A 14,570-nucleotide genomic window follows, 5' to 3' on the forward strand; every position below is an offset into this window, starting at 1 on the left:
CGATGGCGTGGAAGCAGAGCGTATGTTGCCGGATCCATCTTCACTGTCGGCAGGCATGCTTCGGTGCGACGCGACATTTCTTGTTCGCCGGATTGCCCGGAGCTGGCGCTCCTGAGCCCCGGCATCGACCCGCGCATGGATTGACAGCGATTCGACGCGGATCGAACATGCGCCCCCAGCCAGCAAACGGTACGCGCCTTCCGATGGCGCTGCCGACGCCAGCCTCAATAGCCGTCATCGACGGCCATACTCGCTCTTGAGGCTGACCCCATGTCCCATCGTATCGTCCCTGCGCGCGCGCTGACGCGTGCGGATCTCCGTTCGCCGCAGCTCCCGCTGGCGTACTCCTTGCTGGCGCTGGCCTGCGCATGGCCATTGGCGGCTGCGGCGCAATCGAGCACGCGCGACCCGGTCGATCTGGACCGCCTGCAGATCGAGGCACACCGCGGCGCCGCGACCGAAGGCAGCGACTCCTACACCGCCGATGTGGCGCGCAGTTCGACCAAGCTGGAGCTGTCGCTGCGCGAGACGCCGCAGTCGGTGGTGGTGGTGACCCGCCAGCAGATCGTCGACCGTAACCTGCAATCGCTGCAGGACGTCACCGACACCGTGGCCGGCTTCAACTCGCCGACCTGGGACACCGAGCGCACCTACATCACTGCGCGCGGCTTCGAAGTGGACTACTACCGCATCGACGGCATTCCCACCGACTACACCGGCGACGTGCAGCAGAACATGGCGATCTACGACCGGGTGGAAATCATCCGCGGCGCCAACGGCCTGACCACCGGCGCGGGCAGTCCGGCCGCGTCGATCGACCTGGTGCGCAAGCATGCCGACAGCGATGTGTTCACCGGTCGGGTCGATCTGTCGGCAGGGCATTGGGACCGCTATCGCGGCACCGTCGACCTGCAATCGCCCTTGAACGCCGCCGGCAACGTGCGTGGACGGGTGGTTGCCAGTGACGAGGACAAGCAGTCGTTCCGCGATTACTACAGCAAGCAATCGTCGCTGTTCTACGGCATCGTCGATGCGGATTTTAGCGATGCCACCCGCGGCTACATCGGCGTCAACAAGCAGCGCAACGACGGCCGCGGCACCACCTGGGGCGGCGTGCCGGCGTATTTCAGCGACGGTAGCCGCACCGATTTTGCGCGATCGGATTCGTTCACGCCGCGCTGGGCGCGCGGCGTGGCCGACACCACCAATGCGTTTGCCGGCCTGACCCATCGCTTCGACAACGGTGCGCAGCTGCACGTGGAATATTCGCATCAGCGGTTCGAAGCCGATTGGAAGTCGGTGCTGTTCGGCTACTTCGATTACCCGGACCGCGAGACCGGCCTGGGCCTTTCCAACACTTTTGGCGGGCGCTATCCCGCAATCACTGCGCAAAACAGCCTGGATGCCTACCTCAGCGTGCCGTTGACCTGGTGGGGCCGCAATCACGAACTGGTCGCCGGTGCCACCTGGATGAACCGCAACGTGCGCAGCTGGTCCAACGGGCCGCAGCCGCCGCAGGTGCTGACGGCCGAAAGCGTCTACGCCTGGACCGGCAGCATGGCGCAGCCGCAATGGACGCCGCTGGTGAAGGGCGAAGAACGCGACGTGCGCCAGGTGGCCGCCTACGCTGCCGGCCGCTTCAGCCTGACCGACGCGCTCACGGCCATCGCCGGCGCACGCGTCACCGACTGGAAGAACACCGATCAGCTGGTGCCGGCCAACACCTACGAGCGCCGTGGTCGCACCACGCCGTACGCCGGCCTGATCCTGGACGTGGACGATCACCATTCGCTCTACGCCAGCTACACCGGCATCTTCAAGCCGCAAAACAATCGCGACCGCAGCGGGCGCTATCTCGCACCGCTGGAAGGCAACAGCTACGAGGTCGGTGCCAAGGGCGAGTACCTCGGCGGCCAGCTCAACGCGGCGCTGGCGTTGTTCCGTATCGAGCAGGACAACCTGGCGGTCAACGACCCCGGACAACTCGTGCCCGGCACCACCAATCAGGCCTTCCTGGCCGCGAAGGGCACGGTCAGCCAGGGGGTGGAATTCCAGCTCGATGGGCAGCTTTCCGAGCAGTGGCGGATCGCGTTCGGCTTTGCCCAGTTCGATGCCAACGATGCCAGCGGCGTCGACGTCAATCCGACCAGCCCGCGTCGCGAGGCTACCCTGTTCGCCAGTTGGCAGACCGGCCCATGGCGCGTGGGCGGTGGCCTGAGCTGGCAGTCGGCCATCCACGAATTGATGTCCGGGCCACTGGGCAGCACGCAGCGGCTGACTCAGGGCAGCGTGGTGTTGGCCAACGCCATGGCACGCTACGACATCAACCAGGCATGGTCGGCGCAGCTCAATGTGCGCAACCTGTTCGACCGCAAGTACTACGCCAACATCGTCTATCAAAGCCAGTTGATCTACGGCGACCCGCGCGATGTGGAGCTGACGCTGTCCTGGAAGTTCTGACCTTGTTCCAGACGACAAGCGTTGGCGGCATCCATGCCGCTACCGAGCCTCCACCGACGGACTTACGGCGTGTCCCGCTAGCGGTGAGGGCGCCGCGCACTTGGCAAACCAGGCCTTTGCCTGCATCCAAACGGCGCGGCGACTCGATCACTTGGTTGTCCCGAAGTGATTGGTCATCGCGGAGGGGTCAGTTGTAGAGCGGCTGCTCTGCGACTTCGCTGCAGGGTCCTTGCCCGCCCACCATCGCAGGACACGCCGCAAGTACGTCCGTGTAGGCTCTTACGCGGCATCCATGCCGCGTAAGGTCCCGCGACGGTGGGCGGACAAGGACCAGTCGAGAGCGTCGGTATGCATGGCAAGAGCAGGAACGGCGGCCGGCGGGTCAGATGCAGCGGTGGTTGCATGGACCTTGTGCGATCTGGACGACGCGGTCTAATTTCCGAACAACACGTTCCGTCGAAGGCGGGCAGCAAGTTGATTGGGTTTGCCCCTATCGCTAAATAGCCATGCACCCATGCATGCAAGCGACCAAGCCGCTGCGTTAAGTCACCTCGCATAGGTCATCTCGGTTTTGCGGTTGCATCAGCGCACGACCAACTTTGGAGGCGTGATGTCCTTACCGGTTCCGGGACCCTTGGCGGCATGGATGCCGCCAAGGAGCCTCCATGGATGGATTCACGGCGTGTCCCGGAAGTGGTGAGGGCATCGCGCCCTCGACCCACCGAGCTTTTGATTCAAGCTGCTGATCGCGCCTAAACGACGCCATCGCTCTAAGTCTTGATTGCTTGCTGCGTTGTGTATTGGGGGCTTGTAAGGTGCGATAGATCAGCGGTAGAGCGGTATATCGGCTGCTTGGCTGCAGGGCCCTTGTCCGCCCACCGTCGCGGGACGCGCCGCAAGCACGTCCCTGTAGGCGCTTACGCGGCATCCATGCCGCGTAAGGTCCCGCGACGGTAGGCGGGCAAGGACCAGTCCAGATGGTCGGTGTACATGGTTTTCAACAAGGCAACCAGCGGACTCTCTGGGGCGTGGGGCACCACCCCTTGAAAACGTGGCCCGGGATCATCCGCATGGCGTCAACAGCGGCTGCCAAAAACGACTGCGCGGCCGGTGCCCGGTGCGGCTTCGCTACGCGTACACCCCGGTTTCTGCGTGCCGTCCACATCCGTCCGGCGACCGCGCGTTACGTCTCATCAGCCGTTCTAAAGCGAGCCAGGCATGTTGTGCACGGCCTCAGCGCGGCTCGGCCACGATCAACCAGTTGTTGAATGGCGTGTTGCCGTACAACGGCGCAAATGTCGCGCGCAGACCAGCAGCGTCCAGCTGCGCTTGCAGGCTGTCGCGGGTGGGATAGCTGCGCGGCATGCGCTGCATCCAGCCGCTCAGATGCGCTAGCACGTCGGTCACGCGGCTGGTGCGGCCACGGCTGCTGGCATCGCCCAATGCGCTGCGGATCACCAGCTTCGCGCCCGGCGTCAGCATCTGCGCCACGCTGCGCAGCAGGCTGGCCTGCATGTCGGCCTGCAGATACTGCAGCACGTCCAGAATGGTCACGCTGCCGCGGTGCTGCGGCCAGGCCACGCTCAGATCGACCACAGCAAACTGCGTATTGCCCAATGCCGAGCGCTGCGCGATGTGTTGCGCGCGGCGAATCTTGGACGCATCCACATCCACCCCGTGATACGCCAGTGCCTGGCCATCGGCACGCAATGCATGCGCGAGCAGGCCCAGCCCGCAGCCCAGATCCAGCACGGGCGCGGTGGTGCTGCGCAACTCGGCCAGCACGCCCGGATACAGCGGATCGGTGCGCAGCTTGGCCTGGGTGTAGTAATAGTCGTAGCGATTGCCCAACGGATGCGGCGGCAAAAACGCGCGCGCGATCGCCAGCGCCTGCGCGCGGCTCATGGGTTGGGTGGCGGTGCTGTGCAATGTCGTTCCTTGGCAATGAGGCTTGGTGCGCGGCGAGCTTGGGGCCTGCTAACGCGATGGGGGCTGCCCACGCGTGGCATGCTCCATCCCGATCGCGTTGGCAGCCGCTATCGCATCGCGCGCTGCTGGTAGTGCCAATGCGGTCCAGCGCGCATACATGGCGCCGGAGGGATGCAGGCCATCGTCGACCAGCATGTCGGCAGCGTCGCCGCCATCGCGGCTGGTGGCGGTGATGTCGACAAAGCGCACCGAGCGCGCGGCGCAGCGTTCGGCGGCCACGTTGTTGAAGGCATCGATCTGTGCGCCGATCAGTGCCGCATCGCCGCCTTGCGCATGCGCAAACGGAGTCAGCCCCCAATCGGGAATCGACAGCACGAACACGCGTGCCGCAAACCCACCGGCGAACCCGATCGCGCGCTGCAACAACGCATCGAACTGGCTGCGGTACGCGTCCAGCGAGCGCCCGCGGTACTGGTTGTTGACGCCGATCAGCAAGCTCACCAGTTCGAACGGCGCCTGCGGTGCAGCCGCGTCGATCCCGGCCTGCAACTCGTCGGTGGTCCAGCCGGTGGTGGCGATGATCTGCGGCGGCGACACGTTCCAACCGTATGCCCGTAAGCCATCGACCAGTTGCGATGGCCAACGCTGGGCAGGCGCAACGCCTTCGCCGATGGTGTACGAATCGCCGAGCGCCAGATAGCGCAGCGGCGTGCCAGGCACCGCCATCAGGCCACGCTGCGTGGCTTGAGTGGAACCACCTTGGTGACCGCTTCGGCGCGGCGTGCCAGTGCACGGTCGATGCGCGCGAACACATCGCGCATCACACCGGCTTCCGGCATCAATGTCACGCGGAAATGATGGCGATACGGCACGTTGAAGCTGGAGCCGGGAACCACCAGCACGCCTTCCTCGTTCATCAGATCGAGGGCGAACGCATGATCGTCGAAGTTGCGCGCCGCCGCGCCCACCACTGCCGGGAACGCATACAGCGCACCGGCTGGTGCCACCAGCGACAGATGCTCGCTGGCCGCGCAGGCCTCGATCACCGCGCGGCGGGTTTCGTACAGCCGTCCGCCGGGTGCGCACAATGCCGAGATGGTGTCCGGCCCGTTCACGGCCGCATCGATGGCGTACTGGCCTGGCACATTGGCGCACAGGCGCAAGGCGCCGAGCAGGTCCATCGCATTGCGCAAGTCGTTGATGCGCGCTTGGTCGCCCGACAGCAGTGCCCAGCCCACGCGCCAACCGCAGGCGCGATGCACCTTGCTCAGGCCGCTGAAGGTGATGCACGGGTGCGCGCCGGCCAGCGGCGCGACCGGCACGAAGGCCGCGTCGTCGTAGAGCACCTGGTCGTAGATCTCATCGACCATCAAGAGCAGATTGTGCTTGGTGGCGATCGCCACGATGCGCTCCAGCAGTTCGCGCGAATAACTGGCGCCGCTGGGATTGTTCGGATTGATCAGCACGATGGCGCGGGTGCGCGAGGACACCAGCGTCTCGATCTCCACCGGGTCCGGCTGGAAGCCGTTCTCCGGTGCGCAGCGGTAATACACGGGACGACCATCGTTGAGGATGGTCGCGGCCGACCACAGCGGATAGTCGGGCGAGGGCACCAGCACTTCGTCGCCGGGATTGAGCAGCGCACGCAGCGACAGATCGATCAGTTCGCTGACGCCGTTGCCGACGAAGATGCGGTCCGGATGCGCATCCGGATGTTGGCGCCGCGCATATGCGGTGGCGATCGCCTCGCGCGCTTCCGGCAGGCCTTGCTGATGGGTGTACGGATCGGTGCGGCCCATGTCGTCGGCGATGGCGCGCTGCAGATGCTCCGGCGCACGGAAGCCGAATGCACCCGGGTTACCGATATTGAGCTTGATCAGCTTGCGGCCCTGCGCCTCCAGCTCCCGCGCTCGCCGTGCCAATTCGCCCCGGATTTCGTAGCGGACTTCGGACAGACGCTCGCGGATCGCGAGCGGCTTTTGCGGGGCAATGGACATGCGACGGGCCGGTTGTAGGCGTGAGACTTGGCATGGTATCGGAAATATGACAAGCGGACATGCTTGCATCGGCAACGATGTCAAGGGAGCGTCACGCTCCGGGCAGCACACGCTTGCACAAGCCGCTGTGGCCAGCCAGCTAGAATCGCCCAATGAGCGACACATCCCCCGATTACCCCACCCTCCAATCCATCGGCTGGCCCTGGCTGGGGCCGCCTGAAGAAGCGGCCTGGCAGGCGATCTTCGCCGCGCATCCGCAGGCGCTGCCGGCGCGGGTGGTGGAGCAGCATCGCACCGGTTATGTGGTGGCCGATACGCCGGAGGCCAGCGTCAAGGCCGAGTCGTTGCCGGAGTGGCAGCGGCCGCGCTTTCCCAGCCATGAGCGGGCGGCGGTGGGCGATTGGGTGTTGATGGAGGGCAAGCGCATCGTGGCGCTGCTGCCGCGGCGCACCTCGATCAAGCGCGGTGCGGCCGGCGAGCATTACCACCAGCAGGTGATCGCGGCCAATATCGATACGGTGTTCATCGTGTGTGGGCTGGATGCGGACTTCAACCCGCGTCGCATCGAACGCTATCTGTTGCTGGTGGGCGGCGGCGGTGCGCAGCCGGTGGTGGTGCTGACCAAGGCCGATCAGACCGAATACGCCGAAGACGCGTTGGCGGTGCTGGAAGAGCTGGAGGCGCAGAAGATTCCGTTGCGCGCGGTCAATGCCAAGGATCCGGATAGCGTGGCCGCGTTGCGGCCGTGGCTGGGCGATGGCCGCACCGCGGTGCTGGTGGGCTCGTCCGGTGCGGGCAAATCGACCCTGACCAATACGCTGCTCGGCACGCAGAAGATGAAGACCAATGCCGTGCGCGAAAACGATTCGCGCGGCCGGCATACCACCACGCACCGTGCGTTGATTCCGTTGCCGTCCGGGGCGTGTCTGATCGACACGCCCGGCATGCGCGAGCTCAAGCCGACCGGCGAAGAGGATCTGGCCGAAGGTGGTTTTTCGGACGTGGAGGCGCTGGCGGGGCAGTGCCGCTTCAACGATTGCGCGCACATCGCCGAGCCGGGCTGTGCGGTGCGTGCGGCGATCGACGCCGGCGAGCTGGACCCGGAGCGCGTTGCCAACTACATGAAGCTGCGCATGGAAGTGGCCAGCGCGGCCGAAAAGCTCGCCACTCGCGTTGCGCAGAACAATCGCGGCAAGGGCTCGGGCAAGCGGCCGGCCAGCGTCGATCGTCCCGGACGGCGCTGATGCCATCGCGCAAGCGGCCGCCGGACATCGTCCATCACGCGGCATTGGATGCGCGCCTGGTCAAGGCCGTGCGCGGTGTGCGTCTGCTGGCCTTGGCTAGCTGGCCGCGCTCGCTGCAGGAGCCATTTCTGCTCAGCGTGGCGCGCGGGCAGCCGGAATTGCCGCAGGTCGAGTATCCAACGCTGGATTTCGGCGATACACGGCGCGAACTGGCCGCCATCGCCAAGGACGCCGACCCGCATCATCCGCTGGGCGAATACCTCATCGATTCGGCGCATAGCTGGAGTCTTGCCGCAGGGTTGCTGGAGTCGTTGGGCACCGCGGCGGTGAGCGATTACTCGGCGCAATTGTTCGGCGTGCCGGAGGACCCGATGCCGGGCAACGGGCCGAGCACCCGCGAAGCGGCGCAGCATTTCATCCAGATCGCGCAGGAACTGGATCGCGAGCTGATGGCGCCGGAAGAGCAAGTGCCGGTCTCGGCGACGGCGTTGCGCATGCAGTTGCAGAACGATCTGGATGGGTTTTTCGAGGGGCGCATCATCACCGTCACGCTCGATCCGGATCTGCTCGCCAAGGCGGCTGCCGGCGCGCATCGCATTCGCTTGCGTACCGGTGCCACGTTCAGCGATTACGACCGCGCGCAGCTGTTCCATCACGAGGCGCTGGTGCATTCGCTGACGGCGCTCAACGGGCGCGCGCAGGTGCATTTGCCCAGCCTGGGCATTTCTTCCCCGCGCACGACCGCAACGCAGGAAGGCTTGGCCACGTTTGCCGAGCAGATCACCGGCAGCATCGATATCGAGCGCATGAAGCGCATCAGCCTGCGCATCGAAGCGATTGCGATGGCGCGCTCGGGTGCGGATTTCATCGAGGTATTTCGCTATTTCACCGCAGGCGGCCAGAGCGCTGCAGAAAGTTTTTCGTCGGCCCAGCGCGTGTTCCGTGGCGTGCCGACCAGTGGCGGTGGGGCATTCACCAAGGACACCGTGTATCTGCGTGGGTTGGTCGCGGTGCACACTTTCTTCCGCCATTCGTTGCAGCGCGACCAGCTGCAGCTGTGCCGTTGCCTGTTCGCCGGCAAGATGGCGTTGGGCGATGTAGCGCGCTTTGCGCCGTTGTTCGAAAGCGGCGTACTGGTCGCCCCACGTTGGCTGCCGCCGTGGGTGAGCCGTGTCAGCGGGCTGGCTGGCATGTTGGCGTTCTCGTTGTTCGCCAACCGCATCCGCATGGATCAGCTGCAGCCGCCGGCAATGAATGTGTGAGGCAAGGCGTTCGCTGCAGTTGCGGCGCATCGCGGCGCTCGACAGTTGCTAACACAGCTGGCGAGAAATTGTTGGGTGGGCGTGGATGGCGCGCAGGAGCCCGGTGTCGATCAAGTGCACATGCGGCGTTCCGAGCCCCGCCCCGCGCTCCTGTCGGCCGCATTGGTCTGTTGGACGCAATCGCTACATCTATGAACATGCAGCGGGTACCACGCGCTCTACACGAGGCTGCAACGGGCTGAACTGCACACTGGCCGCCTTGCCCAGTTGGGCCATGACATGAGGCGATGCGATGAAAGTTTTGATGGTGCTGACGTCCCACGACCAGCTCGGCGACACCGGCAAGAAAACCGGGTTTTGGCTGGAAGAGTTCGCCGCGCCGTATTACGTGTTCAAGGATGCAGGCGCGGACATCACCCTGGTTTCGCCCAAGGGTGGCCAGCCGCCGCTGGATCCCAAGAGCGACGAGCCCGACGCACAAACCGACGCCACCAAGCGCTTCAAGCAGGATCCCGAGGCGCAACAAGCCCTGGCAAGCACGCACCGTCTGGCCGACGTCAAGGCCGAGGACTTCGATGTGCTGTTCTACCCGGGCGGCCACGGCCCGCTCTGGGATCTGGCCGAAGACGCCGATTCGATCGCGCTGATCGAAGCGTTTGCCGAAGCCGACAAGCCGCACGGTCTTGTGTGCCACGCACCAGGCGCGCTGCGTCGGGTCAAGGGCAGCGACGGCAAGCCGCTGATCAATGGCCGCCGCGTCACCGGCTTCACCAATAGCGAAGAAGAGGGCGTGGGCCTGACCAAGATCGTGCCGTTCCTGGTCGAAGACGTGCTGACCGAACTCGGCGGCAAATACGAGAAGGGCGCCGATTGGGGCGTGTACGTGGTCACCGACGGCACCCTGGTCACCGGTCAGAACCCGGCGTCTTCGGAGAAAACCGCAGAAACGCTGCTGGCGCTGGCAAAGCGCTGATCTTTGCAATCGACGGGTCTTGAAAAAGCCCCGTTCCCTTCGGGACTCAAGGCATGGCCCGCGCGCTCCTGGTGCGCGGGCCATGCTGCGCTTGCACTAGCTAAGTGGGTACGCGGAGCGGGGCGCAGACGAAGGTGCGGCTCACTAAACGCGCGGCACATCACTACTCACGCTCATTCAGGCGCATGCTCAGTCCCACGCTGCAGCCAACGCACGCCGTAAGGCGGAAGCACGATCGATCCATCGCCCCTTGCGGCGGCGCCACCAATCGCGTCATCGATGGCAAGCAGCGTCCATCCATCGACGCCGATCGCTGCAAGCTCCACGTCGAGCAGCTGGTCGCTGAAGTTATGCAAGGCGATGAAACTGTCGCCACGCGTCAGCGCGAACACGCGAGGATCATTCAGCGCAATGCTTGCCAGTGCTTGATCTGCTGCCAACGCGCCTAACGCGGCACGTTGCCGGATCAATCCACGCAAGCGTCGGTACACCGTGCCACTCAGGCTCTTGGCATCGTGACGCTGCGCGGCAAGCTGCCAATCCATCGCCGGCCGATGCAGCCAACGGCCTTCATGCTGGCGGTGCGGGTCATCGCGATAGCCGGGGTCATTGACCATCGCCAATTCGTCGCCCATGTAGATCAGCGGAACGCCCGGCATGGCAAGCGCAATGGCATACAGCAACACCAGCCGGTCCACTGCAACCGCCAACGCCGCCGCATCGCCTGCCTCCTGCGCGGCCTGGATGCCCGCAAGTGCAGCAGCCATGCCGTTGGTGCCATGCACGCCGTCGCCGCTGCTCTGGAAACTCTCGCCGCGTGCGTAACTGCCCGGTACCGCGTTGGCATAGAAGCGCGCCACATCGCGGAGCGAAAACGGCGGTTGCGCGGCATTGCCGCAGGCTTCGTGCTGCAGCACATTCCAGCCGATATCGTCATGGCAACGCACATAGCTCAACCATGCACAGTGGCGCGGCAATGGTGGGCTGTGCGCGATCACGTTGTGCAGGATGTCGCCGCGTTGCAACGCCAGTGCCGACCAGCCGGCTGCCATCAGCGTGCTGTGGTAGGCCAGATGACATTCGTGGCCCTCATCCACGCCGCTGCCGAAGTACGGCGGCAGTTGCGTCATCGGCACGATGGCTTCGGCCTTCATCACCACCGCCGGCGCCACGATATCGGTGACTGCGCGCAGCGCCACCAGCAAGGTGTGCGCCTCGGACTGGTTCATGCAATCGGTGCCGATGCGCTTCCACAGATAGGCCGTGGAATCCAGGCGGAATGCTTCCACGCCCAGGTTGGCCAGCCGCAGCATCGCGAGGGCCATGTCGCCGAACACGGCCGGGTTGCTCCAGTTCAAATCCCATTGATACGGATAGAACGTGGTCCACATCCACTGCGCGGTGTCGTCCACCCAGGTGAAGTTGCCGGGCGCTGTATGCGGAAACACCTGCCCCAGCGTGGCTTCGTACCGGTCGGGCACGGTGCGGTCGGCAAAGTGATGGTAGTAGTCGAGATAACGTGCATCGCCGGCGCGGGCCGCCTGTGCCCAGGCGTGATCGTCGGCGGTGTGATTGAGCACAAAGTCCGCGCACAGGCTGATGCCGGCTTCGCGCAGGCGGCTGGTAAGCGCGACCAAGTCGTCGTTGCTGCCCAGGCTGGGTTCCACCTGGCCGTAATCGCTGACCGCAAAGCCGCCGTCGTTGTCGCCGGCGCGTGCGCGCAGGAATGGCAGCAGATGCAGGTAGCGCACGCCCAGTTCCTGCAGATACGGCACGCGCTCGGCCACGCCTTGCAGCGTGCCGGCAAAGCGGTCTGCGTAGGCGCTGTAGCCGAGCATGTGCGGTTGGCCGAACCAGCCGGCGTGCCGCGTGCTGTCTAGCGTTTGCAAGGCTTGCGGGCGTTGCCGGGCGATGTCGCCCACCTCGCCCAGCCATTGCGCCAACCACGACGCATAGTCGGCACGCTGGCCGTAGAGCGCATGCAAGGCATCCAGCAAACGCGATGCGTGCTGGTCGTAGCGCGACAACAGCACCTCGGCGTGTTGCGGGTCCAGCGGCCCGGCAAAAGCCGCGCGCAGTGCGGGGGGATCGATCGGGCAGGTGCTCATTGGAAGTCGCCGGGCAGAACCCGGCGCGGGGTCCTTAAAAGTCGTAACGCAGGCTGATGCTGGTGGTACGGCCGGCGATCGAACGCGCACGGATGATGCCATTGGCCGGGATGGTCGCCTCTTCGGCTTCGGTCAGGCCAAAGGTGTTGAACAGGTTGTTGACGTTGAGCGCCACGGTGAGCGCATCGGTGACGCGGTAGTCGCCGAACAGGTTCACCTGCGTGTAGCCGGGCATCTTCAACTGATTGGCGTCTTGCGTGTAGGCGTCGGTGGTGCCGATCAGGTTCACGCCGAACTGGTAGTTGTCGCCGCGGTAGCTGGGCGTGAGCTGCCACACCACATCGGCCTGGCGGCGCGGCACGTTGCCGGCATTTTCCGGGGTGATCTGATCGCGCGCGATTTCTGCATCGGTCCAGGTCAGGCCGCCGTTGAGGGTAAACCCTTCATAGCGGTAGCTGGCTTCCAGTTCCACGCCGTGCGCCTCATAGCTGCGATTGAAGAAACGCTGGCTGGTGATTTCGAAGTTCTGCTCCTGGGTACGCGCAGAGAACGCGGTGGCGAACAGGCTCAGCCCGTCGCGGCGCCACTTCAGGCCCGCTTCCGCCTGGCGCACCACATTGACGCCTTCCTCGGAAGACACCGAGCCGTCGTCGCGCACGACGCCGAACAACAACCGGTCTGCGTTGGCGCGTGCGCCGCGGCTGATGCGCGCAAACGCGCCCAGGTCGTCGGTGATCAGATAGTTGCCGCCCAGCGAGTACGACAGGTAATTCCAATCGTAGTCCACCGGCCGCGAATTGGCGGTGTCCACCGTGGCCACGCGCTGTTCCACCGGTTGGATCACGCCATCGCCGTTGACGTCCAGGTTCTGTGCGATGGCGGTGCCGTTGTAGCTGCCGCGCGCATCGCCCATGTCGTAGCGCAGGCTGCCGTCGATGCTGAACTTGCCGCTGTCGAAGGTCAGCGCAACGTAGGGCGCGTTGACGTCGTAACGCACATCGTAGCTGCGGGTGACGCAGCAGTCGCCCCAGAATGGTGTGCCATAGGCGTACAGGCCGTTCTGCGAGCGTGAGACGCCGGCCGCGTCCACCACGTTGAGCAAGCGCGAATTGCGGCCCAGGCTCTGCACGTAGGAATTCCAGGTCCAGTCCATGTCGATGGTCTGGCGCGAGCTGTAATAGCCCATGCGCAGGTTCAGCGTCCGCCCGTCGCCGCCGAACTCGCGCGAGACGCTGAGGTCGTTGGTGACGTTGCCCAGGTCGTTGATGGCTACGTTAAATAGGTGCGTGCGGATCGCATTGCCGGTATAGGCCTGGCCGGCGTCGGGGCCGCTGGCCTGCACCAGCTGCGCACCGGCACCGCCGATGGACGCGGCCAGCGACGCGGCGTCGGTGACTTCGGCCGGGAACGGGCTGACGAAGCGGCCGCTGTTGTCGGCGACGCGGAACTTCTCGCTCAGGTTCCAGCCGTTGCCCAGGTCGAACCAGGCCTCGGCACCGATGGTGCGCGAGATGGGGTGCATGCCGTCGCCCAGATCGGTGCGGCGCGGCTGGTTGTTGCCGTCCAGGCCCACGTCGGTGCGGAAGTTGCGGCTGTACAAGGTGTCGTTGCCGGGATCGAAACCGGGAAAGCCGCCCAGGTCTGGCGAGCCATCGCGGCCGCGCACCGAGGTGGGCACCGGCAGGTAGCCGGCGGCGCGGTCGTTGAGGTATTTGCCATACACGCGCACATAGCCATTGTCGAACAGGCGGGTGAGGTTGGCCTTGAGTTGGCCACCCTTGTCGGTGGTGTAACCGGCATCGCGCACGCCATCGCCCTGGCGGAAGAAACCGCCGATGTTGAACTGCCACTGCTCGGCGAACGGTGCGCCGTAATTGAAATCGATGCGGGTGTTGTCGTAGTCCAGGCCACGGCTGACGCCGACGCTGCCGCCGGCGGTGTCGCCGGTCTTGCTGATGAAGTTGATGATGCCGCCGGGCGCGTTGCTGGTGAAGGTCGACGCCGAACCGCCGCGGATGGCTTCGATGCGGTCCAGGGTGAAATCCGAACGCAGGAAGATGTCCGAGTTGCCGAAGGCGATATCGCCGAACTCCATCACTGGCAGGCCGTCTTCCTGCAGCTGCAGGAATTTCGCGCCGCCGGAGGCCACCGGCAACCCACGCACGGCGATGTTGGCATTGCCTTCGCCACCGCTGGATTCGGAGCGGATGCCGGGGATATTGCGGAAGATTTCTGCGGTGCTGCGCGGCGCCGATTGTTCGATGGCCTCGGCACCGACGGTGCTGACCGAGACGCTGGATTTGAGTTTGGTGGTGGCGGTGGACGTACCGGTGACGAACACCGAATCCAGATTGACCGCGGCGCTGTCGGCAGCCGGCGGCGTGGCCGGCGCAGCGGCGGCGGTGTCCTGGGCCAGCGCAGCGGGCGCGCACAGGCAGGACACGACCGCGCAGGCCAGGGCGTGCAGGCGCATGGTGTGCAAGGTGGACATTGCGATTCTCTCTCTCACAGATGGTGGTGTGCCGACGCCTGCATCGTCCCCTCCCAGGGAGCGGCCATGTGGCCTGCAGTGCGAGCGCAGTAATACGCCGCAATAC

Annotated in this window: 9 protein-coding genes; 4 read left to right on the top strand and 5 right to left on the bottom strand. The window is 65.2% G+C overall.

The features are described from left to right. The first annotated feature begins 270 nt into the window (after positions 1-270). The gene (locus EO156_RS13320) at positions 271-2,460 is read left to right on the top strand and encodes a TonB-dependent siderophore receptor (protein WP_016849115.1); all 2,190 of its coding nucleotides are present in this window, start codon (positions 271-273) and stop codon (positions 2,458-2,460) included. 1,233 nt (positions 2,461-3,693) lie between these two features. Here the strand turns inward: EO156_RS13320 and EO156_RS13340 are convergent. From EO156_RS13340 to EO156_RS13350, 3 genes are all read right to left on the bottom strand, one after another. Further along, positions 3,694-4,365 (bottom strand): methyltransferase, encoded by a 672-nt coding sequence (locus EO156_RS13340; RefSeq protein WP_003483442.1) that lies wholly within the window; start codon positions 4,363-4,365, stop codon positions 3,694-3,696. A gap of 72 nt (positions 4,366-4,437) precedes the next feature. Then, positions 4,438-5,115: an SGNH/GDSL hydrolase family protein gene (locus EO156_RS13345; protein WP_016849116.1), complete on the bottom strand. Its 678-nt coding sequence runs from the start codon at positions 5,113-5,115 to the stop codon at positions 4,438-4,440. Beyond that, positions 5,115-6,386: a pyridoxal phosphate-dependent aminotransferase gene (locus tag EO156_RS13350; RefSeq protein WP_005913567.1), complete on the bottom strand. Its 1,272-nt coding sequence runs from the start codon at positions 6,384-6,386 to the stop codon at positions 5,115-5,117. The genes EO156_RS13345 and EO156_RS13350 overlap by 1 nt, the downstream gene beginning before the upstream one ends. A 152-nt stretch (positions 6,387-6,538) precedes the next feature. On the opposite strand from EO156_RS13350, the gene rsgA reads away from it, so the two are divergent. From rsgA to EO156_RS13365, 3 genes are all read left to right on the top strand, one after another. Then, the gene (gene rsgA, locus EO156_RS13355; protein ID WP_016849117.1) at positions 6,539-7,630 is read left to right on the top strand and encodes a ribosome small subunit-dependent GTPase A; all 1,092 of its coding nucleotides are present in this window, start codon (positions 6,539-6,541) and stop codon (positions 7,628-7,630) included. Next, positions 7,630-8,892, top strand: a complete 1,263-nt coding sequence (locus EO156_RS13360; protein WP_016849118.1) for a flavohemoglobin expression-modulating QEGLA motif protein — start codon at positions 7,630-7,632, stop codon at positions 8,890-8,892. The genes rsgA and EO156_RS13360 overlap by 1 nt, the downstream gene beginning before the upstream one ends. A 292-nt stretch (positions 8,893-9,184) precedes the next feature. After that, entirely contained in the window at positions 9,185-9,865 is a 681-nt protein-coding gene (locus EO156_RS13365; protein WP_005912071.1) for a type 1 glutamine amidotransferase domain-containing protein, read from the top strand. A 173-nt stretch (positions 9,866-10,038) separates the two neighbouring features. Here EO156_RS13365 and EO156_RS13370 read toward each other — a convergent pair whose 3' ends face one another. Together EO156_RS13370 and EO156_RS13375 are read right to left on the bottom strand one after the other, a co-directional pair. Further along, complete coding sequence (locus EO156_RS13370) at positions 10,039-11,973, bottom strand: alpha-amylase family protein (RefSeq protein WP_016849119.1); 1,935 nt, start codon at positions 11,971-11,973, stop codon at positions 10,039-10,041. A gap of 34 nt (positions 11,974-12,007) precedes the next feature. Further along, the gene (locus EO156_RS13375; protein WP_016849120.1) at positions 12,008-14,464 is read right to left on the bottom strand and encodes a TonB-dependent receptor; all 2,457 of its coding nucleotides are present in this window, start codon (positions 14,462-14,464) and stop codon (positions 12,008-12,010) included. Between the last annotated feature and the right edge of the window lie 106 nt (positions 14,465-14,570).

Source organism: Xanthomonas sp. DAR33341 (assembly GCF_003992815.1).
Taxonomy (GTDB): Bacteria; Pseudomonadota; Gammaproteobacteria; order Xanthomonadales; family Xanthomonadaceae; genus Xanthomonas; species Xanthomonas cissicola.